Annotated in this window: 19 protein-coding genes; 11 read left to right on the plus strand and 8 right to left on the minus strand. The window is 44.5% G+C overall.

Annotated elements, in window-relative coordinates; translation table 11 throughout:
* Positions 1 to 153 precede the first annotated feature (153 nt).
* Entirely contained in the window at positions 154 to 1074 is a 921-nt protein-coding gene (gene pyrB, locus Q338_RS05035; RefSeq protein ID WP_034292723.1) for an aspartate carbamoyltransferase, read from the minus strand.
* Between the two features lie 23 nt (positions 1075 to 1097).
* Entirely contained in the window at positions 1098 to 1358 is a 261-nt protein-coding gene (locus Q338_RS05040) for a hypothetical protein (RefSeq protein ID WP_034292665.1), read from the minus strand.
* Positions 1359 to 1419: 61 nt separating this feature from the next.
* Here Q338_RS05040 and Q338_RS05045 point away from each other — a divergent pair, with 61 nt between their 5' ends.
* On the plus strand, positions 1420 to 2862 hold the full coding sequence (locus tag Q338_RS05045; protein ID WP_172540032.1) for a sodium:proton antiporter: 1443 nt from the start codon (positions 1420 to 1422) through the stop codon (positions 2860 to 2862).
* A 120-nt stretch (positions 2863 to 2982) separates the two neighbouring features.
* On the opposite strand, the gene pyk is transcribed toward Q338_RS05045, so the two are convergent.
* On the minus strand, positions 2983 to 4455 hold the full coding sequence (gene pyk, locus Q338_RS05050) for a pyruvate kinase (protein ID WP_034292667.1): 1473 nt from the start codon (positions 4453 to 4455) through the stop codon (positions 2983 to 2985).
* 168 nt (positions 4456 to 4623) lie between these two features.
* Here pyk and Q338_RS05055 point away from each other — a divergent pair, with 168 nt between their 5' ends.
* The 5 genes from Q338_RS05055 (at position 4624) to fabI (ending at position 8577) form a co-directional block, all read left to right on the plus strand.
* Positions 4624 to 5250 carry a tetratricopeptide repeat protein gene (locus Q338_RS05055; protein WP_248784405.1) on the plus strand — a complete coding sequence of 209 codons (627 nt, stop codon included), beginning with the start codon at positions 4624 to 4626 and terminating at the stop codon, positions 5248 to 5250.
* Between the two features lie 324 nt (positions 5251 to 5574).
* Positions 5575 to 5877: an HLGFF motif protein gene (locus Q338_RS05060; RefSeq protein ID WP_034292671.1), complete on the plus strand. Its 303-nt coding sequence runs from the start codon at positions 5575 to 5577 to the stop codon at positions 5875 to 5877.
* A 2-nt stretch (positions 5878 to 5879) separates the two neighbouring features.
* Positions 5880 to 6047: a cbb3-type cytochrome oxidase assembly protein CcoS gene (ccoS, locus tag Q338_RS05065; RefSeq protein WP_034292673.1), complete on the plus strand. Its 168-nt coding sequence runs from the start codon at positions 5880 to 5882 to the stop codon at positions 6045 to 6047.
* A 173-nt stretch (positions 6048 to 6220) separates the two neighbouring features.
* Positions 6221 to 7528 carry an MFS transporter gene (locus tag Q338_RS05070; protein WP_034292728.1) on the plus strand — a complete coding sequence of 436 codons (1308 nt, stop codon included), beginning with the start codon at positions 6221 to 6223 and terminating at the stop codon, positions 7526 to 7528.
* A 260-nt stretch (positions 7529 to 7788) separates the two neighbouring features.
* Entirely contained in the window at positions 7789 to 8577 is a 789-nt protein-coding gene (gene fabI / locus Q338_RS05075) for an enoyl-ACP reductase FabI (protein WP_034292675.1), read from the plus strand.
* Positions 8578 to 8664: 87 nt separating this feature from the next.
* Here fabI and Q338_RS05080 read toward each other — a convergent pair whose 3' ends face one another.
* Positions 8665 to 10086, minus strand: a complete 1422-nt coding sequence (locus tag Q338_RS05080; protein ID WP_034292677.1) for a PepSY-associated TM helix domain-containing protein — start codon at positions 10084 to 10086, stop codon at positions 8665 to 8667.
* A 196-nt stretch (positions 10087 to 10282) separates the two neighbouring features.
* Positions 10283 to 12595 carry a penicillin-binding protein 1A gene (locus Q338_RS05085; RefSeq protein ID WP_034292680.1) on the minus strand — a complete coding sequence of 771 codons (2313 nt, stop codon included), beginning with the start codon at positions 12593 to 12595 and terminating at the stop codon, positions 10283 to 10285.
* A gap of 131 nt (positions 12596 to 12726) precedes the next feature.
* On the opposite strand from Q338_RS05085, the gene pilM reads away from it, so the two are divergent.
* From pilM to pilQ, 5 genes are read left to right on the plus strand one after another with little or no spacing between them, the layout of a single operon-like run.
* The gene (pilM, locus tag Q338_RS05090; RefSeq protein ID WP_034292682.1) at positions 12727 to 13863 is read left to right on the plus strand and encodes a type IV pilus biogenesis protein PilM; all 1137 of its coding nucleotides are present in this window, start codon (positions 12727 to 12729) and stop codon (positions 13861 to 13863) included.
* A 1-nt stretch (position 13864) separates the two neighbouring features.
* Positions 13865 to 14494 (plus strand): PilN domain-containing protein, encoded by a 630-nt coding sequence (locus Q338_RS05095; protein WP_034292684.1) that lies wholly within the window; start codon positions 13865 to 13867, stop codon positions 14492 to 14494.
* A 12-nt stretch (positions 14495 to 14506) separates the two neighbouring features.
* Positions 14507 to 15181, plus strand: a complete 675-nt coding sequence (locus tag Q338_RS05100; RefSeq protein ID WP_034292687.1) for a type IV pilus inner membrane component PilO — start codon at positions 14507 to 14509, stop codon at positions 15179 to 15181.
* A gap of 16 nt (positions 15182 to 15197) precedes the next feature.
* Positions 15198 to 15737: a pilus assembly protein PilP gene (locus Q338_RS05105; RefSeq protein WP_034292688.1), complete on the plus strand. Its 540-nt coding sequence runs from the start codon at positions 15198 to 15200 to the stop codon at positions 15735 to 15737.
* Positions 15738 to 15761: 24 nt separating this feature from the next.
* Positions 15762 to 17870, plus strand: coding sequence for a type IV pilus secretin PilQ (pilQ, locus tag Q338_RS05110; protein ID WP_034292690.1), 2109 nt, complete (start codon positions 15762 to 15764; stop codon positions 17868 to 17870).
* A gap of 44 nt (positions 17871 to 17914) precedes the next feature.
* On the opposite strand, the gene yfaE is transcribed toward pilQ, so the two are convergent.
* The 3 genes from yfaE to Q338_RS05125 form a co-directional block, all read right to left on the minus strand.
* A complete protein-coding gene (gene yfaE, locus Q338_RS05115) occupies positions 17915 to 18190 on the minus strand; it encodes a class I ribonucleotide reductase maintenance protein YfaE (RefSeq protein WP_034292693.1) in 276 nt (91 codons plus the stop codon).
* A 38-nt stretch (positions 18191 to 18228) separates the two neighbouring features.
* Complete coding sequence (locus Q338_RS05120; RefSeq protein WP_034292695.1) at positions 18229 to 18888, minus strand: phosphoesterase; 660 nt, start codon at positions 18886 to 18888, stop codon at positions 18229 to 18231.
* Positions 18889 to 19014: 126 nt separating this feature from the next.
* Positions 19015 to 20496: an RNA ligase gene (locus Q338_RS05125; RefSeq protein WP_034292697.1), complete on the minus strand. Its 1482-nt coding sequence runs from the start codon at positions 20494 to 20496 to the stop codon at positions 19015 to 19017.
* Position 20497 lies beyond the last annotated feature (1 nt).

Consider the following 20497-nt stretch of genomic DNA (forward strand, 5'->3'; position numbering starts at 1 on the left):
TTTCAGGCTGCCTTTCAGTACACGACAAAATTCATGTAGGGTGCGTATTACGCACCGAAATTTCAATTATTTGAATGATTTGGTGCGTGGTACGCACCCTACATTTTGAGTGTTGGTAAAAATTGTCGTGTACTGAAAGGCTGCCTGAAAAAATCACACTTCTTCATTCAACAACAACGCCAAAATCGCCATGCGTGCATACACGCCATTGGTCGCCTGTTCAAAATAATAAGCGTGTGGTGTATTGTCCACATCGGGCGCGATTTCGTCCACTCGTGGCAGGGGGTGCAATACGCGCAAATTCGGTTTGGCGGTGGCTAACATATTGGCGTGTAAATTAAATTTACCTTGAATTTTGGCAAACTCTTCCGCGTCAAAACGCTCGCGTTGCACACGCGTCATGTACAAAATATCTGCCCATTCAATCGCGCTTTCCAAATCGGGGAAAATTTGCCATTTTGCGCCGTATTCGTCCAATTCTTCCGTGATGTAGTCGGGCATGGCAAGGCTGCGCGGCGACACAAAAGCAAATTCACAATCAAATAATTTCAACGCCTGCGCCAATGAATGCACCGTGCGCCCGTATTTCAAATCGCCGCACATGGCGATTTTCAGGTTTTTCAGGCTGCCTTGTGTTTCGTAAATCGTTACCAAGTCTAATAAAGTTTGACTGGGGTGTTGGTTGGTGCCATCGCCCGCGTTAATCACGGGAACGTGGGAAAATTCCGCCAACACACGCGCCGAACCGTCTTTTGGGTGGCGTTGGATAATGGCGTCTGCGTAGCTGCTGATAATGCGGGCGGTGTCGGCAAGGGTTTCGCCTTTTTTCGCGCTGGTGTTTGCGCCATCTGCGAAACCGATGACTTTGCCGCCCAAGCGTTGCACCGCCGTTTCAAACGATAATCGGGTGCGCGTGGACGGTTCAAAAAAACACGAGGCAATTAATTTGCCGTTTAACAAATTATCTTTTGGATTATGTTTTAATTTCAAAGAAGTATCCAATAAAATTTGCAATTCTGCCGCGTTAAAATCGGCAATGGAAATCAGGTTTTTTTGATAAAAGGGATTGGGCATGGTGGGTTCTCTTTCTTTCATTTTTATATTTCAGGCTGCCTGAAAAAACAAAAAACCTGTTTTGGCAATAAAACAGGTTTTAAAATAAAATCAAAATCATACATACCGCAAACTGTGCGGTTTTCCATCATCAACGCGGTAGCGGCAACAAACATATTTTGGGCTTTCTGTATGATTGAAACGGCGCGGATTGTAGCGTTTTTCAGGCTGCCTGAAAAGCCAAATTGCCCGATTTTCCATGATAAAACATAGCCAATCACATCATTTTCCATTATAATCAACATCTTCTGTTTCAGGCAGCCCTGCTGTTTGGTATCTCAAACCCTTGTTATTTAAGGAGACACTATGCGTTTTAAAACCGCTCTGCTGCCCTTATTGCTCATGCCCACGCTGGCAAACGCCGCCAGTTTTAATGGTGCGGAATTGAGTTTATTGTGGGGCATTCCCTTTGCCCTGATTTTATTGTCTATTGCGACTGGTCCCCTGTTTTTTGCCCACACTTGGCACCACCATTTTGGCAAAATCACAGCAGCTTGGACATTGTTGTTTTTGATTCCATTTACTTTGGTATTTGGTTTTTCCGAATCTATCCATTTGATTGCACACGCATTGGTGGGCGAATACATTCCGTTTATTGCTTTGTTATTTGCGTTGTACACCATTTCGGGCGGTATTTTGGTGTGGGGCAATTTAAAAGGCTCCGCCAAACTCAACACCAGCTTATTGGCGATTGGCACGGTCTTGGCTTCGCTGATGGGCACAACGGGCGCAGCCATGTTACTGATTCGCCCCCTGCTTCGCGCCAACGATAATCGCAAACACAAAGTTCATGTGGTTATTTTCTTTATCTTTCTCGTGGCGAATATTGGCGGTGGCTTAACTCCATTGGGCGACCCACCACTCTTTTTAGGTTTCCTGAAAGGCGTGGATTTTGGCTGGACGGTAATACACATGTTTGCGCCTGTTTTGATTAGTAGCTTAATTTTACTGGCAATTTTTTACTGGCTGGACAATAAATATTTCCAACAAGCCGATGAAATTTTGCCACACGACCCCACGCCACATAATCACAATTTGCATTTTGCCCACATTGAAGGGATTAAATTATATGGCAAAATCAATTTCTTGCTGTTAGCAGGTGTGATTGGTGCGGTGTTGTTGTCGGGTTTATGGAAACCGAATACGGGCATTAATGTATTGGGTACTATGTATGAATTACAAAATTTAACCCGTGATATTATCTTGTTGATTTTAGCTGTAATTTCTCTAAAAATTACCCCACAACAAGTCCGTGCTGGCAACGAATTTAACTGGGACCCGATTTTGGAAGTGGGTAAACTGTTTTTGGGAATTTTCATTACCATTTCGCCCGTACTCGCCATTTTGCAAGCGGGCAACAAGGGCGCGTTTGCGGGCTTGATTTCATTGGTACACAATGAAGCGGGACAACCCATTAACACCATGTATTTCTGGATGACGGGTATGTTGTCCGCCTTTTTGGACAATGCGCCGACCTATCTCGTGTTTTTCAATATGGCAGGCGGCGACGCGCAAACTTTAATGCGTGGCGATTTATTCCATACTTTATTAGCGATTTCAATGGGTTCAGTATTTATGGGCGCATTGAGCTACATCGGTAACGCGCCTAATTTCATGGTCAAAGCCATCGCAGAACAACGCAAAGTCCCCATGCCCAGCTTTTTTGGTTACATGAAATGGTCGTTTGGTATTTTGGTGCCCTTATTTTTATTGCATACATTGATTTTCTTTGTGTTTCAATGGCTGTGATTTTTCAGGCTGCCTTTCAGTACACGCACCCTACATTTTAGGGTAAACCCAAAAACATTCAGGCAGCCTGAAAAATCATTTTCAGGCTGCCTGAATGTTTTTTAAATCAAATTATGCCAATTATTTCACTGACATAATTTGTACCGTATTCGTTGCACCGCTTTCACGCATACGCGAACCGCTTGTGATAATGTACATATCGCCCGATTCAAACACGCCGCGTTCTTTTAACAAAGCTTCCACTTCTTCAATTGCCTTGTCGTGGTCGTTGCTGGTGGCAATTTGCAGAGGACGTACGCCGCGATACATTGCCATGCGGCGTTGTGCTTTTTCGCTTGGCGTAATCGCGTAAATCGGAATCAAAATACCATAACGGCTCACTTGGAACGCAGACGAACCACTTTCCGTCAGCGCAACAATCGCTTTGGCTTTCACTTGACGCGCAATATGCACAGCACCGCTCGCAATCACCGAAGAAGTTTCACCTTTATTGTCCACATCATCATCGTCCACCACGCCCACCAAAGTGTCTTGTGCTTTTTCCGCTTGAGCGCAGATAATCGCCATTTGGCGCACCGTTTCAAAAGGATACGCGCCAACTGCGGTTTCTGCCGAACACATTACCGCATCGGTACCGTCCAATACCGCGTTTGCCACATCGCTCACTTCGGCTCGAGTCGGCACGGGGTTGGTAATCATAGATTCCATCATTTGCGTGGCGGTAATGCTGAAACGGCGCAATTCACGCGCACGTTTAATCATGCGTTTTTGCAATGCGGGTACCGCCGCGTTGCCCACTTCCACCGCCAAATCGCCACGCGCCACCATAATGCCATCGGAAGCCAAAATAATTTCATCTAAATTTTCAATGGCTTCTACGCGCTCAATTTTCGCCACCAAACCAGGGTGTACGCTCACGCCCAAAGCGGCGCATTCTTTGGCAACCATTTCACGCGCTTGTTCCATTTCCGCGCCTGTTTTCACAAAGCTGACCGCCAAATAGTCGCAACCAATTTCCACCGCCGTTTTCAAATCACGGAAATCTTTTTCGGTAAACGCGCCAGCAGACAAGCCACCGCCTTGTTTATTAATGCCTTTATTGGATTTTAAAAAATGTGAATTATTGGCAACGGTCAAAATTTCGCTGCCTGAAACGCTTTCCACCGTAACCGTCAGCAAACCATCATCCAGCAGCAACACATCGCCCGCTTTCACATCTTGCGGCAATTCACGGTAATCCAAGCCAATGCGTTCACGATTGCCTTCGCCTTGCAAAGCCGCGTCAAACAAGACTTTTTCGCCTTGTTCAATTTGCACGCCGCCGTTTTCCAATTTGGATACGCGAATTTTGGGACCTTGCAAATCCGCCATAATCGCCACTTCGCGCCCAGCTTGGCGCGCCGCTTCACGCACGATGTCGGCATTGCCTTTGTGAAATTCGGGCGTGCCATGACTGAAATTGAAGCGCACAACGTGCAAGCCGCCAATCAAAATCATTTCGCGCAATAAATCTACATTATTGCTACCCGGCCCGAGTGTTGCCACGATTTTAGTGTTGTGGCGAATATGGGTCAAATCACGAGTAATAGTCATATTATTTTCCCTATCTATATGAATGAGTTACAGTAATAAAATGATGAAATCAAAAATTTTGTAGGATTATAACGCGATTTGTTGCCGAATAATCGGATTTTTTTAAAGAATTTGATTCTGGATAAATTTTCAGGCTGCCTTTGCTTTGACAAAATGGGCAAGCGAATCTTGACGCTTCATGTTTCAGGCAGCCTGAAAGTTTGCTACAATCCCATTCACCACAACACAGGAATCTCCATCATGACCGAACAAACCGAACAAGATTTAGGCTTAATCGCCTACCAACAAGGCGATTATGAAACCGCATTCGCCGAATGGCACAAACTCGCCTTAAACGACAATCCACAGGCTTGCCACAACATCGCCATGCTCTACGAAATGGGTCAGGGCGTGGAGCAAGACCTTGAATTGGCAAAACATTGGTGTGAACAAGCCATCAAACTCGGCTTGGTGGAAGCGCAACACCATTTGGGCTATTTATTATTGGAAAGCGACCCAATCGCCGCGCTGGAATGTTGGCAAAAAGCCGCCGAAGCAGGTTTGGCACAAGCACAATACGATTTGGGCGGACAATATGCAGCAGGCGACATCATTCCGCAAGACAATGACACCGCCGCCGATTGGTATGAAGAAGCCGCCATGCAAGGACACACGGAAGCACAATTTCATTTAGGCGTGTTATACGCCAATGCGGAACAATACGCCAACGCCCGCCATTGGTGGTTGCAAGCCGCCGAGCAGGGACACGAATTGGCACAATTCAATTTACAACGCATGAAAGAAATGGGTTTGTAAGAACCTGTGTTCGTAAGATTGATAGATGGATTTTTATCGCAAAATCATGCGAATACAAGGCGAATTTTCATGTTGATAGTGGTTCTATCAACATGAAAATTCAACGCAGTAGGCGCGTGATTTTGAGATAGAAAGCCGCTATCAAGATTATGAACACAGGTTCTAAAATAATTCAGGCAGCCTGAAAACCATTTTCAGGCTGCCTGAATTTAATTTCAACTCAAACCACACATCTGCCAACAAAAGTGTCAAAAAATGTTATTTTTTACCCAATTTTATAGGAACGCGTTACCATTTCCTTTTTGAGTAAAGCACCCAGCCACCATGCACTATTTCACCATCAACACCGCCGACACCGACCAACACATCGGCTTTCTCATTATGCTGCCCGATGACGGCGGCGAACAAGACGCTCCGCACGGACAATTTGCCATCAAACTCACCGAAACCAACATTCAGGCTGCCTTAAGCCGCTACGCCGAAAACACCGAATTGCGCTGGGCAATTGATGGCGACCATGTGCAATTATTTGATGAAACAGGCGAATTTATCGGCACAATCCGCCAACAAAATCTTAAAATCAACGGGCAATCGTTCACACTCAACGACTTAACAGGCATGATTTAATTATGGAAAGTTTGTATATTCTGATTCCGATTAGTATTATTTTGGCGTTTATTATTGGCTATTTTTTTTGGTGGTCGGGTAAAAATGGGCAATTTGATGATTTGGAAGGCCCCGCCCATCGCATTTTGATGGACGATGACGAAACATTTGATAAAACAGATAAAAAATAATTTTCAGGCAGCCTGAAAGTACACGACAAAATTCATGTAGCACCCAATTTCACGTTATTTAAATGATTTGGTGCGTGGTACGCACCCTACATTTAGGTGTTGATAAAAATTATTGTGTACTGAAAGGCAGCCTGAAAACCCATTCTCCCAAAAATAAAAATAACGAGTCCCCCATGAACCCACTACCCGAATTTGCCAAAACCCGCCGTTTCGCGCCCCTATTTTGCACCCAATTTCTCGGCGCGTTTAATGACAATTTATTCAAAACCACCCTATTCGTACTCATCAGCTTTTACGGTCTCGGCAAAAACGACTGGCTGCCTGCGGCGCAATTGCTGAATTTGGGCGCACTATTGTTTATTCTGCCCTACTTTCTCTTTTCCGCTTTGGCTGGGCAACTCGCCAGCCGCTACAACAAAGCCAAAATCGCCCAAGCCACCAAAATCATGGAAATCATGATTATGGCATTGGCGGGCGTGGGTTTTTACATTCAGTCTGCGCCCTTATTATTATTCTGTTTATTTATGATGGGGACGCAATCCACCCTATTTGGTCCTGTGAAATACGCCATTTTGCCCGAATATTTGCGCGAAAAAGAATTGTTGATGGGCAATGGCTTGATTGAATCAGGCACCTTTATCGCCATTTTATTGGGGCAAATGATTGGCACGGCGATTGCGGGTTATTCTGTGTGGCTGTTGATTGGCGCGGTGTTGCTGGTGGCGGTGCTGGGTTTTGCGACCAGCGTACCCATGCCCGATGTGTCCGCCAAAGAACCTGAAACCAAAATAGAATACAATTTCCTAATTTCCACCAAACAGTTATGCCAAAATATTTTTTCAAGACCTGATTTGTTTACCGCCATTATCGGCATTTCATGGTTTTGGTTTGTTGGCGCGGTGTACACGACTCAATTGCCAACTTTTGTGCAAATCCATTTGGGCGGCAATGAAAATGTGTTCAATTTGATGTTGGCATTGTTTTCCATTGGGATTGCGCTGGGTTCGGTGCTGTGTGCGCGTTTGAGTAAAGGCGATTTGCGTTTGGGTTTGGTGGCGATGGGCGCGGTGGGACTAACGCTTTCAGGCAGCCTGCTGGTTTGGCTGACACATGGGCGTGTGTTTCACAATGTTGAATTGCAAGGACTTCTTCAATTTTTAGGACAAAGTTATGCTTATCCCATCATCATTGCCATGTTGTTAATTGGTTTTTTTGGTGGTTTTTTCTCTGTGCCGCTTTACACTTGGCTGCAAACGTCCAGCAATGACGAATTTCGCGCCCATGCGATTGCAGCAAATAATATTGTCAATGCGATTTTCATGGTGGCTTCTGCGATTATTAGCATGATTTTATTGATGATTTTTAACAGCATTGGTTTATTGTATTTGCTGGTTGCGCTGGGCAATGTGCCGATTTTGATTTATTTGTGGAAACGCTCCGTCCTGTTTCACATAGATGTACGCAAATGGTTGGGCAAATAAACTTTCAGGCTGCCGACCAGTACACAGCCAAAATCACAGCAGGGTGCGCCATGCGCACCAAATGACTGAATAATTTAAATATTATGGCAAATTTGGTGTACACGGCACACCCTACATTGGTTTATTGTGTACTAAAAGGCTGCCTGAAAATCCTGCCAAACTTTGCGTTACCGCAATGTGTCAGGCAGCCTGAAAACTTAAAAACCGTTATAATGACGTATTTTTCGTCAAACAAAATTTCATATTTCTAGGAATACAAAATGGCATTTTTACAAGGCAAAAAAATTCTGATTACAGGCATGATTTCCGACCGTTCCATCGCTTACGGCATTGCCAAAGCGTGTTATGAACAAGGCGCGGAATTGGCGTTTACCTTTGCGGTGGACAAATTGGAAGACCGTGTACGCAAACTCGCCGCCGAATTTGGCTCGGAACTCGTGTTCCATTGCGATGTGCAAAGCGATGATGAAATCACCCAAGTATTCAACGATTTGGGTAAACATTGGGACGGCTTGGACGGTTTGGTACACGCGATTGCATTCGCCCCCAAAGAAGCCTTAAGCGGCGATTTTTTGGACAACATCTCGCGTGAAGCCTTCCGTGTGGCGCATGAAGTGTCGGCGTACAGCTTGCCTGCATTGGCAAAAGCGGCACGCCCGATGATGCAAGGTCGCAACGCGTCTATTTTGGCGTTGTCCTATTTGGGCGCGGTGCGTGCGGTGCCCAATTACAATGTGATGGGCATGGCAAAAGCCAGCTTGGAAGCAGGTGTGCGTTTCACCGCTTCATGCTTGGGCAAAGAAGGCATTCGTTGCAATGGCATTTCCGCAGGTCCTATCAAAACTTTGGCGGCGGCGGGCATTGCCGATTTTGGTAAATTATTGAGCCATGTGGCGGCACAAAATCCCTTGCGCCGCAATGTTACCACCGAAGAAGTAGGCAACGCGGCGGCGTTCTTGTTGTCTGATTTGGCTTCGGGCATTACGGGCGAAATCACTTATGTGGACGGCGGTTACAGCATTAACGCTTTGAATGATGGCGATGAATAATCTTCAGGCAGCCTGAAAATAGGAAAACACGTTTATTCAAATAGATAAACGTGTTTTTTTGTGTTCAGGCTGCCTGAAACAATCCAATTATTTCAACCATTTCCTCAATACCGCCACACGCGAAATCAAAATCCAATCCAATAAAGCAAACACCATAATCGCCACCGCAGCCGTTGGAAAAATCAACGCCACCACACTCAATATTATGGTCGCCACTTTCCAATTGGGCAATACGCGCCCCTGTGCAGGCGGACACAAACCCATTCCACGCGGACGGCGTTTCCACCACAACACATAAGCACTCACGCACAAATAAATAATCGCCAAACAAAACACCACATTCAACGCCACCGACCACCACCCCATCGTGCCCATGTGAAACGCAATGCTCACCGCCATAAATTGCCCAAACCAGTTGTAATCCGCAAACCGAATATCCGCCAACACATTGCCACTGTAACGGTCAATGTGCATGGTGCGGTCGGCGGTGGGATTGGGGCTGTCATAACTCATGGAATCTTGATTAATCGTCCACACCCCCGTGTCGCCTTTGGGCAAATAAATCTGATAACGTCCCGTAAACCCTTTTTCGCGGACAAATCTGTCCACCGTTTCCAAACTGATGGGCAAATTTGGTGCAATCCCCTTTTCGCCCAAAGTGCTGCCTGAAACAGGCATGGGCGTTAATTCCAAAACCCATGGGATTTCTTTGGTTTTGCCATCATTCAAATCGCCATGTACAGGCACGGTAGATGTGGGATTGGGCGCAACACCCCATTTGCCCGCAGGAAATTGCGACCACGCTTGCACCACTTTGCCACCCCAAACACCAGCCCAAGCCAAACCCGATAAACAAAATAACAATAACATCAAAGAAGTATAAGTTCCCAACACCCCATGCCAACCACGCCAAAAAGAGCGACCACACCCCAATTTCCCTGTGGTCAGCATTTTGGAAACGCGGCGTTGGCGCGAAAACCACCACAAATACACGCCCGTCAAAATCATCAAAATGGTTAAAGAAGCCGCCGTTTCCAGCAAATAATCGCCTGTTTTACCCAACAAAATATCGCTGTGAATGGAATCCATCAGATGATAATTATTTTGATTGCGTGGATAAATGTGTACCACTTGCGCCGTGTAGGGGTCAATCGCCACCATATTCGCCTTGCCAGCACCATCGTTCACACGAAACACCGCTACGCTGTCGGCAGAACGCGGCGAAATATATTGTGCCACCGTTGCATTTTCCTTATCAATCGCATTGATGGCAGCCTGCGCTTGCTGCGACAAAGGTTGCACAATAGATTGAATGGGCACAAAAATCCGTTCCCCATCTTTGCCTTCCGTATGGGCAAACAATATCATCGCCAACCCTGTTGCCGCCAATAACATCAAAAAAGGCGCAACAAATAAACCTGCATAAAAATGCCATCGCCATATCCAAAAATAACGTGAACTGCTGTTTTCTGTCGTATGGTCTATTTGATTTTTCGTTAATTTGTTCATTCCATTTCTACCCTAAATGTGTAAAAAAGGCGTGATTATACAGGGATTGAGACTTTTGAACGATTATACTAAACAATTACGATACTTTTGAACAAATACTCAAGGCTGCCTGAAAAAAATCCCCCTATTCATCTCTACTTGAATAGGGGAATAATTGATTAAAGCACAATATTATTTTTTCAGGCTGCCTGAAAATTTAAAACAGATTGTCAAATACGCCTTTGCTGGCTTCATCTTCTGCGACACCGCCTTCTGATTTGGGTTCAGGTTTTTGCGCAGAGCGTTTCACCGCTTCAGGGTCAGTTGTGGAATTATCCACCGCCACAGACGGTTTATCATTATCGGTAACCGCGTCTTTAGCGCGTTTACCCGCATTGGCTGGCAATCTATAGGTTTGAATAGGCATACCTTTTAACGCAAAACGCATATAGTCCATCCAAACAGGCAATGCCAAAGTGCCACCAAACGCACGCTTACCCAAACTACGTGGCGTGTCATAACCCAAATACACCGCCGTTACAATTTTCGGGTTATAGCCCACAAACCAAACATCTTTACTGTCATTGGTCGTACCCGTTTTGCCCGCCAAATCGCTGCGTCCCAAACCCAAAGCCGCACGCGCCGTACCAGAACGAATCACATCTTGCAACATAGAAGTCATCACATAAGCATTGCGCGGATCTATCACTTGTGGGGCATTTTGGCGTGCCACCATAGGCTGCATTTCTGCGCGCAAATTGCCTTTCGTGTCGTAAATTTTGTCAATTACATAGCCCGTAACCTTGTAGCCACCATTAGCAAACGCCGCATAACCTTCCGCCATCTGCAAAGGCGTAGCCGAACCTGCCCCCAAAGCAACAGGCAAAGCATTGGGTAATTGGTCTTCTTTAAAACCAAAGCGTTGCAAATATTTACGCGTGTAATTCAAACCCATTGCTTGGGTAATACGCACCGCCACCACGTTTTTAGATTTTGCCAACGCGGTACGCAAAGGAATCATACCTGCATAATAACCGTCTGAGTTTTGTGGCGACCAACCACGAATGCTTATGGGCGCATCATTGACCATCGTTGCCGCCGTCATGCCTTTAGAAAGCGCGGCTGAATAAATAAACGGTTTAAATGTAGATCCTGGTTGGCGAATACTTTGCGTTGCACGGTTAAAGTTTTTACTATGGAAATCATAACCACCAACCAACGCACGCAACGCCCCCGTATCCACGTCCATAGACACCAGCGCACCTTGCACTTCAGGCTGCTGTACCACCGTATAACGCCCATTGCCCATTTTCGCTACACGAATAATCGCACCTGCTTTCAAAGCACGCTCTTCTAATTTCTTATTATTAATCGCCGCGCGCGCACCCGAACCCATATCGCCCGTTGTCAAGTGTACTTTCGTGCCGCCCTGCAAATAAACGTCAATGCCTTTAGAATTCGCCGTCAAAATCACAGCAGGAATCATGCCTTCTACGGTGTAAGTATTGGATAAATATTGCTCAATCCCATCTTCCACATCGTCCATAGAAGTCAAATCCAACTGCCCTTCTGCGCCACGGTAACCAGAGCCACGGTCAAAATTCCGCAAAGCCTTACGCAATGCTGCCGTTGCCACTTTTTGATTATTGGTGCTGACCGTTGTATAAACTTTTAAACCTTGCGTGTAAACATCTTCTCCATATTTTTCATACAAAGTTTGTCGTGCCATTTCTGCAACATACAGCGAATTTTGGTCAATCAGCATGCGATAACGCTCATAAATGAGTTGTTCATTTAAGGCTGCCTCACGCTGTTGGGCTGTAATCATGCCCAGTTCAGCCATATTGTTCAAAATGTATTGCTGACGCAAACGCGCACGGTCTGGATTCACAATTGGATTAAAAGCAGACGGTGCTTTAGGTAAACCTGCTAAAATAGTTGCCTCTGCCAATGTTAAATCTTGTACAGATTTGTTAAAATAGATTTTAGCAGCCGAAGCGAAACCATAAGCACGTTGCCCCAAATAAATTTGGTTGAAGTACAATTCCAAAATTTGGTCTTTGGTGAGCGAGCGTTCAATTTTGTAAGCCAATAAAGCTTCATTGAATTTACGTGTCATGGTGCGTTCATTGGTCAAATAAAAATTTCGGGCAACTTGTTGCGTAATTGTACTCGCGCCCTGTTTATGACCACCGCGCAAATTACTCAATACCGCACGCGCCACACCCGTAACGTCCACGCCCCAATGCTCATAAAAACGCTTGTCTTCGGCAGCGACCACCGCGTCTTTTAATACTTTGGGGAATTGGTCAATCGGCGTAAATGCACGGCGTTCATCGCCATAAGTGCCAATTACCACACCATCTGATGAATAGATGGTCAAAGGCTCTTTGGGTTGATAATATTTGATGGCATCCAGTTCAGGCAGCTTGGGATATGTTACCAAAACAGCAACAGTTACCAAGCCAACCGCAAACAGAAACAGCCCCAACATCAGCCCTAAAATAGTGTAGAGAAAATTTTTAATCATGATTTTAAATAAAAGTTGCCATTTGTTTTTTTAAATAAAGTAAAATAACCACTGTTTTTTGTTACTGGAATTCACAAACGCGGAATCAGGTTATTATAAATGCTTTCCGCCTTAGGTAAGGACTTTAAATTATGCGTTTTAAGAAAACTGCTAAAAACACTAGTGAAAAAGCTGAAAAACCCAGCAAACCAACGAAAAAATCGTCTGGTAAAGCTGCTGCGGGTATGGCTGCCAAAAGTGTCATTGGGCTAGAAATTGGTCCTGCAAGCATTCGTATGGTGCAAATCGCGGGCAAAGGCTCGGGACGTGTCCAATTGGAAAAATATGCTGTAGAACCATTACCACAAAACGTGGTTTCCAGCAGCGAGATTGTCAATTTTGACACGCTTGTCTCTCATTTGCAACAATGCTATGACAAGTTAAAAACAAATTGCAAATCCACCAATGTAGGCTTACCTGTTTCCATGGTAACGATTGAAGACAATCTGCTTTACTCAGAAACAGGTGCAGAAATGTCTTTGCAAGAATTTGTGGAAGCAGAAGTGGTACGCGTGGGCGCATTAGACGAAATGAATTACGACTGGCATACATTCTCTGCCAACAGTAAAGAGCAAAACGTATTGATGGTCGCCACCAAAACCGACAATGTCAATCAATTTACCGATTTGTTAGACGAAGTAGGCTTAAACGCTAGCAATGTGGACGTGGATTTGTTTGCCATGTTTAACGCGTTTGCCTATATGGACATGATGCAAGGTGGCGAATTAGCCAATGAACGCATTGCCTTATTTGATATTGGTGATGTGTCCTTGAAAGCGTTGATTGTGGAAAGTGGCAAAATTTTGTATCGCCACGAAGCGGCTTTTGGTTTAGACCAAATGATTCACTTGATTCAACGTAACTACCAAGTTACCGAAAGTGAAGCTTTGGAGATGATTAGCGGTCGCCGTCAGCGTCCTGCTGATTACAAAACCGAAGTGAGCGATTACTTCAATATGCAAATTGCACAAGAAGTACAACGCGCCCTGCAATTCTTTATGACCACGCGCAGCGATGATTCTGCTGTACAACAAATTTTCTTGAGCGGCAGTGCGTGTGTGCCTGATTCAGGCTTGGCAGAAGTGGTTCGCATCAGCACCAATACCACCACGCAACACATCGCTCCCATCACGCTGGCTGAAAACAAAGTCAAAGGTGGCGGTGATTTGGCACGCGATGCAGACTCATTAACGACCGCATTTGGTTTGGCATTACGAGGGTTATACTAAAATGAATTTGATTAAAATCAACTTGCTTCCCTACCGCGAAATGCGTGAGGCGAAGCTGAAAAAGCAATTTCAAACCATTATGGCAATTGGTGCTTTAGCAGGTGCTGCGGTGGCTGGTCTGATTTATGTTAGCTTGAATAAAGCCATTGAAAATCAAGAAACGCGTAACAGTACCTTGCAAGCTGGTATCAAAGAACTGGAAAGCAAATTAGCCACCATCGAAGAATTGGAAAAACGCAAATACAATTTCTTGGAACGCAAACGCAAAGTAGAAGAATTGGATAATAAGCGTTTTGAAGGTGCGCGTGTATTAGACAGCCTGAACCAAGTTGTACCCGATGGTTCTTATCTGATTACACTCAATGGTTTGGAAGGCAAAGGCAATAAACAAGGCAATGAATACGAAATCTCGGGCAAAGCCACCGCAGATTCAAAAATTGCAACTTTGATGTCTGCCTTGCCAAGTACGGGTATCTTTGATGTGCCTGATTTAGTGGAAATTCAAAAAGCAGAAGATGGTCAAAGATTTACACTAAAATCTGTTTTGGTTCAACAAATTGTATTACCAAAACCTCAGCCTAAAGCTGTTCAGGCTGCCCCTAAATCTGCTTCAGCACCTGCCGCAAAATAATGGAGTAAGAACATGAGTTCAAAACAAAATATTGATATTCAAAAATTGCATTTAGCACCTAAAGCTGTGCAATTTTTGGCAGCCATTGCATTGGGCGTGGTTTTAGTGGTTGTGGGTTATTTTGCTTCATTTAAGACACAATTGGAAACTTTGGAAACAGCAAAAACCACTGAAATGGATGATTTACGTCCTAAATATGAAAAAATTGCCGTAAAAGTCGCCAATTTGGAAAACTTGGAGCAAGAATTGGTTTTGATTGAGCAATCTATTTCAGAATTGATTAAACAATTACCAACCGATGCAGAATTACCTAACTTGATTCAAGAATTACACATGGCAGCTGCAAGTAATCAATTAAAGTTAAACACAGTTGTACCACGCAAAAAAGCTAAAGAAGATGACAACATCGACCGTTTACCATTTTTTGTTTCGGTTACAGGCAGTTATGAACAATTGGCTAATTTTGTGCGTGATGTGGGTCGTATGTCGCGTATTGTTACCTTGTCTGCCATCACCATTAAAGCTGCTGATGAAGACAACAAACCGACTTCCAATAACGATAAAAAAGCAGCCAGCAAAATCAGTACGCGTTTCACTTTGACAGCCATTGCCAGCACTTATAAAGCTGTGGATACTGAAAAACCAGCAGCTAGTGCAGCAAGTGGTGCTGAAAATACAGCTCAATAATGAATAGGATGCAACAATGAATGCTAAATTATTATTACTCGTCCCTTTGGTGCTGTTGGCAACAGGTTGTGAAGAGGAAGGCAGTGATTTGAATGCGTGGATGCAAGAAACACAACAACGCGCAAAAGCCAATTTAAAACCCCCTGTTGCGCCTGAAAAAGTAGAGCCTGCGCATTACACCACTCCTGCTCCAATTAATCCTCATGCTTTCAGCTTATACCGCATGAGAGCAATGGTAAACCCAGCTGCCTCCATTGTGAATGCACCCAATTTAAATCGTCCAAAAGAATTGTTAGAGAACTCTTCTTTGGATAAATTAAAATTTGTTGGCACCATTGGTAGTGGCAATAATTTATCCGCGCTGATTAGTTTAGATAATCAAACAGTTTATACTGTTAAATTAGGCAACTATATGGGGCAAGATTACGGTCGCGTCGTAAAAATCACGCCTGATGAAATTACTTTGCGTGAAACTGTTGAAGATGCTGAAGGTAATTGGGTACCACGTCAAACCGTATTGGCTTTAGGCGTAACACCAGAAATCCAGAAAAAATAATTTCAATCAGAAGAGGTTATATTTATGAAACCAACTTTACATAAAATTTTGCCAGTAATGGCATTAAGCATGGTTGCGCAGGCTGCCTATGCAGGTAATATTACCGACATTAATGTGTCTGTGATGCCTGACCAGCAACGCGTGATTAAAATCAAATTTGACCGCGATGTGGTACAGCCAACTGGTTTTGCCACAGCATCTCCTGCCCGTATCGCTTTGGATTTTGCAGGTACAGGCGTGCAATTTGCGCAAGGTCCATTGTCATTTAACGATTCTTTGTTGAATCAAGTGAATGTAGCGCAGGCAGACAACAAAGCACGTGTGATGTTAAGCCTGACCAAGGAAGCCCAATACAATACCCAAGTAAAAGGCAATGAAGTATGGATTTATGTGACTGAATCAGGCAGCAGCAACAGCGCACCTGCTTCGGCTCACAATACTTCCCCCGTAGCCAGCAATAACTACAACATAGGCGATTTCGGCTTGGATTTCCGCAAAGGGGCAAACCGCTCTGGTGTGGTTGATTTCCGTTCGGGCGCAGATTCTGAACCTAAAGTGAAAGTGCAGTCTGACCGCGTAGTTATTACCTTGAAAAATCATCAAATTTCTACGCAAGATGCGAAAAATTTGGATGTAACCGATTTTTCCACGCCTGTACGCACCGTTACCGCTCGCCGTATTGGCAATGACACCCAAATTACCGTGCGCAATCAAGGTTCTTGGACACATAGATTAACTCCTCGTTCTGGTGGTCGTTATACATTAACGATTACACCATCGGTAAACACGGTGGATGCAGCTGTCAAAGCCGCCATCAACCCGAAAAAAGAGCAAAAAAGTTTTGGTGGTAAAAATGTCTCTTTAGATTTCCAAGATATTGAGGTGCGTACTGTACTGCAAATTTTGGCAAAAGAATCAGGCATGAATATTGTTGCCAGCGATTCTGTGCAAGGCAAAATGACTTTGGCATTGAAAGATGTACCTTGGGATCAGGCTTTGGATTTGATTTTGTCTTCACGCGATTTGGTGCAAGAAACCAATGGCAGAATCATCAACGTCAAAACCCGCGCTGAAGCTGACAAGAAGACGATGGAAATTGCTGAAAATAAAAAGAAATTAGAAGACTTGGTTCCTCTGATTTCGCAAACCTTCCAATTGAAATATAAAAATGTGGAAGAATTGAAAGAAGTGTTGCGCATTGAAAATAGTGGTGCAAGCAACACTGACGGTCGTTCACGCAGCATTTTAAGTAATCGTGGTAACGCAATGACTGACCCATCAACCAACACTTTGATTGTCAAAGACGTGGCTGAGGTGATTCAAGAATTCCAACGCTTGATTGAAGAATTGGACGTACCTGCACGCCAAGTGATGGTGGAAGCGCGTATTGTGGAAGCCGATGTATCATTGGGTCGTGATTTAGGTGTACGCATGGGCTATGCACGCGCTGGTCGCACAGGTATCGGTAACACTTATGAAAGTGCGACAAACAACCGTAATATTGGTGTGGGTGCCACATCTGGCAGCATTAACAATACAGCCAATATTAACCTGCCACTTGCTGCGGCAACCAGCGCAATTGGTATTGTGCGCTCTATTGGCTCTAGTGCATTGAGTTTGGAATTATCGGCGGCGGAAAGTGCTAACCGTTCCAAAACCATTTCTACGCCACGCGTTTTAACGCAAGACCGTAAACAAGCCACAATCAAACAAGGTACACAAATTCCATACCAAACACGTGCTGCCGATGGTGCTTACGAAACTGCATTTAAAGATGCTGTCTTGCAATTAGATGTTACCCCACGCATTACGCCTGATAATAATGTGATTTTGGATGTAACCATCAACAAAGATGATGTGGACACCAAAAATAGTAATGCTGATGGTGAACCAGCAATTTCTGTGAAACAAGTGAAAACACAAGCCATGGTAGAAAATGGCGGCACATTGGTGGTCGGCGGTATCTACCAAGAAAATGTGGTAAACAATTCGAAGAAAGTACCTGTATTGGGTGATGTTCCTGTATTGGGCAACTTGTTTAAATCCAGCAATAAATCGCATAGCCGTAATGAAGTATTGTTCTTCATCACGCCACGCATTATTGAAGGTCAAAGCAGCGTAATGCGCTACTAAAAAAATCAATACCGCAATAATTTATCCAAATTATTGCGGTATTTTTATTCGTCTAACTGTTCAGGCTGCCTGAACGCACACCCTATTCTCACATCGCTCTCCACCCGACAACAACACGGCAAAATCTCATCGGGCAACACAAACGCCATCGGCATTTGAGCATAAGACACACGCCCAGCCAACAACTTCACACGGCACGAACCACAATACCCTTGTCGGCATTGATATTCCACCCCATGCCCTGTTTTTTCCAGCGCGTCCAAAAGATTTTCATCTGAACCCAATTCAAATTGCATGCTGTCGGTGGTAATCAGGGGCATAATCGGCTACTCGTTTTTCAGGCAGCCTGAATCATAAATCAGCGATTATTTTGTCGCAACTTTTGCCGCAATAAAATTTCATTATCCCCCACATCTGCCACAGGAAAATTTCCCGATTTGTCGCCAAAATGCGAAGTCATCGGCAATTTTTGCAGAAAATCGTCCACATCTTGCGCCGTCAAAAAGCGACCGTGCAAATCCCAACCCACATTCAACACACGCCCACGCAACGCCGCCACACGGTCGTGAATGTGTCCGTGCAGATGATACCAACCCTTGTGGCAGCCGTTCCATTCCAAAATGGGATAATGAAATAAAATCAAAGTATTATTGATTTCAGGCAGCCTTAATTGCAAATAATCTTGCGCGGACGACAACATCGGCAAACCGTCATGTTTCGTTTGATTGAGCAGGCGGTCAATGTGCTGGCGGATTTGCCCGTCATGGTTGCCGTAAATCAAGTGGTGCGTGCCGTTCAAACGAGATAATACGCGCTCTATCTGCTTGAAATCGTGCGCGAAAGACACATCGCCCAAATTGTAAACCACATCTTCTGGCGACACGGTTTCGTTCCAACGCGCAATCAAAAATTCGTCCAATTCCGCCACATCTTGCGTGGCTGGGCGAAAAGTGGGGCAAAATTTCACAATATTTTTGTGCGAAAAATGCCAATCCGATGTAAAGAAAATTTTTGCCATTTTTTTATATCTTTCAATAAATTAAATTTTTTCAGGCAGCCTCTCCGTACACATGAAAAAAATCATTTTCGTAGTCGGGCATTTATGCCCGACAAAGCATACTGTAAGGCAGCCTGAAACACAAATTCAAACCGAATTTTTCAAAAAATCCTGAATAAACGCAATTTTATCCAGCTCCGTCATTTCATTGAAAATTGCTTTATTTTCAGCAATATAATCCGCCAAAGGATAAAATTCCTCGTCCAAATTGCGCTTATCCAATTTGCGTCCCAAACTCGTCTCAGAACTGCGCCCAAACAACTTGGACACCAAATAATACGGCGATTTCAGCTTAAACAACATCGTTTCCGTTGCCGCGTCAAACACCATAAAGCCTTCGTGTTCCACTGTTTTCAGCAGCGATTTTAATTCGCCAAATTCAATATTTTCAATGGTTTGTGGGCGTTTTATATCAAATCGTGCCGCCACATCGTCCAGTTCGCGCTCACGCCATTGTCGCCCTGTTGCCACTTCAATCGCGCCAATCAGCGTTGCACCAAAATCTTCGCGGATAATATGCACATCGCTCGGGTCGCAAACTTCAAACAAAAACGTGTGATTGGGATATGCCACAAACAGATTTTCATATTGAATACAATGATTTTGCGTCATTTTGGCAAAATCGCTGTCCAGCGAACCTGTGGTGGAAAACAGCGTTTTGCCATCAAACGCCGCACCCAAACTGGGGTGGTTTTCAGGCAGCCTGACGTGGGTGCAGCAGCCCAAAAAACCGTTCACTTTCACCACCGCATTCACGCGATGATTATCTGCAATTTCAATGGGATATTTGCTGTTACGCGCCATACGTTCCGAATAATTGAACACTTTTTTAAACGGACGCACAATGATTTTGCCAAATTTATCAATGATTAAGCCACGCATTTCCAACAAAGCATCATCAAAACGGTTTTCGTAAAACACTTGACGGCGGTATTTCAACACGCGCAATTCGGGGTAAAGGCGTGAAGTTTTTGCCGTGAAATTGCGTTGCCCATTTTGCAAATACCTTTGTGTAACAAAGGTTTGTTGCTCATCATCAAAATCCAAAGGCTGGCTGCGGAAAGTCGCCATTTCGTCCAAAATCGCCTGTTGCGCGGCAGAAATGGGGCGAGCGGCTGGCACATGAATTTCGCCTTTCACACGATTTTCATTCAAACGCTGATATGCCGCCAAAACTTCGTGTTCAGGCACATTGTGGGCATTGGGATAAAAATTGTGCAAGCGGTAAACTTCTGTTTCAAAATGGTTTTTCTTCGCCAAATCCAGCAACGCACGGCAAGCATTCGCCTTTTGATTGGTGTTGGAATTGATGATTAAAATGTCGGCATGGCGGTGTTGTTGCCCGAATTTCAGCGTGTTTTTGAAAGTCGCCGCGCCTTTTTGGATTGCTTTTTCAACGGCTTCGGGCGACCAACGGTAAACGCCCTGTTCATCGGTTAATTCCTTATCGTTTTCAATGTGATGGATAATCGCTTGCGGATAATCGCGTTGAAATTGCGCGATTTTTTCGGCGGCAAAGGTGGATTTGCCTGAACCTTGATGTCCACGTAAGAGTATGAATTTTTGCATG

Source organism: Alysiella crassa DSM 2578, from assembly GCF_000745955.1.
In the GTDB taxonomy this organism is placed as follows: Bacteria; Pseudomonadota; Gammaproteobacteria; order Burkholderiales; family Neisseriaceae; genus Simonsiella; species Simonsiella crassa.

Bases quoted from the DNA above. Each gene is read 5' to 3' on its own strand.
- pyk (WP_034292667.1), bottom strand. From the start codon at position 4,455: ATGACTATTACTCGTGATTTGACCCATATTCGCCACAACACTAAAATC.
- Q338_RS05125 (WP_034292697.1), bottom strand. From the start codon at position 20,496: ATGCAAAAATTCATACTCTTACGTGGACATCAAGGTTCAGGCAAATCC.
- yfaE (WP_034292693.1), bottom strand. From the start codon at position 18,190: ATGCCCCTGATTACCACCGACAGCATGCAATTTGAATTGGGTTCAGAT.
- fabI (WP_034292675.1), top strand. From the start codon at position 7,789: ATGGCATTTTTACAAGGCAAAAAAATTCTGATTACAGGCATGATTTCC.
- Q338_RS05095 (WP_034292684.1), top strand. From the start codon at position 13,865: ATGAATTTGATTAAAATCAACTTGCTTCCCTACCGCGAAATGCGTGAG.
- Q338_RS05060 (WP_034292671.1), top strand. From the start codon at position 5,575: ATGCACTATTTCACCATCAACACCGCCGACACCGACCAACACATCGGC.
- ccoS (WP_034292673.1), top strand. From the start codon at position 5,880: ATGGAAAGTTTGTATATTCTGATTCCGATTAGTATTATTTTGGCGTTT.
- pyrB (WP_034292723.1), bottom strand. From the start codon at position 1,074: ATGCCCAATCCCTTTTATCAAAAAAACCTGATTTCCATTGCCGATTTT.
- Q338_RS05080 (WP_034292677.1), bottom strand. From the start codon at position 10,086: ATGAACAAATTAACGAAAAATCAAATAGACCATACGACAGAAAACAGC.
- Q338_RS05105 (WP_034292688.1), top strand. From the start codon at position 15,198: ATGAATGCTAAATTATTATTACTCGTCCCTTTGGTGCTGTTGGCAACA.
- pilQ (WP_034292690.1), top strand. From the start codon at position 15,762: ATGAAACCAACTTTACATAAAATTTTGCCAGTAATGGCATTAAGCATG.
- Q338_RS05100 (WP_034292687.1), top strand. From the start codon at position 14,507: ATGAGTTCAAAACAAAATATTGATATTCAAAAATTGCATTTAGCACCT.
- Q338_RS05045 (WP_172540032.1), top strand. From the start codon at position 1,420: ATGCGTTTTAAAACCGCTCTGCTGCCCTTATTGCTCATGCCCACGCTG.
- Q338_RS05085 (WP_034292680.1), bottom strand. From the start codon at position 12,595: ATGATTAAAAATTTTCTCTACACTATTTTAGGGCTGATGTTGGGGCTG.
- Q338_RS05120 (WP_034292695.1), bottom strand. From the start codon at position 18,888: ATGGCAAAAATTTTCTTTACATCGGATTGGCATTTTTCGCACAAAAAT.
- pilM (WP_034292682.1), top strand. From the start codon at position 12,727: ATGCGTTTTAAGAAAACTGCTAAAAACACTAGTGAAAAAGCTGAAAAA.
- Q338_RS05070 (WP_034292728.1), top strand. From the start codon at position 6,221: ATGAACCCACTACCCGAATTTGCCAAAACCCGCCGTTTCGCGCCCCTA.
- Q338_RS05040 (WP_034292665.1), bottom strand. From the start codon at position 1,358: ATGTTGATTATAATGGAAAATGATGTGATTGGCTATGTTTTATCATGG.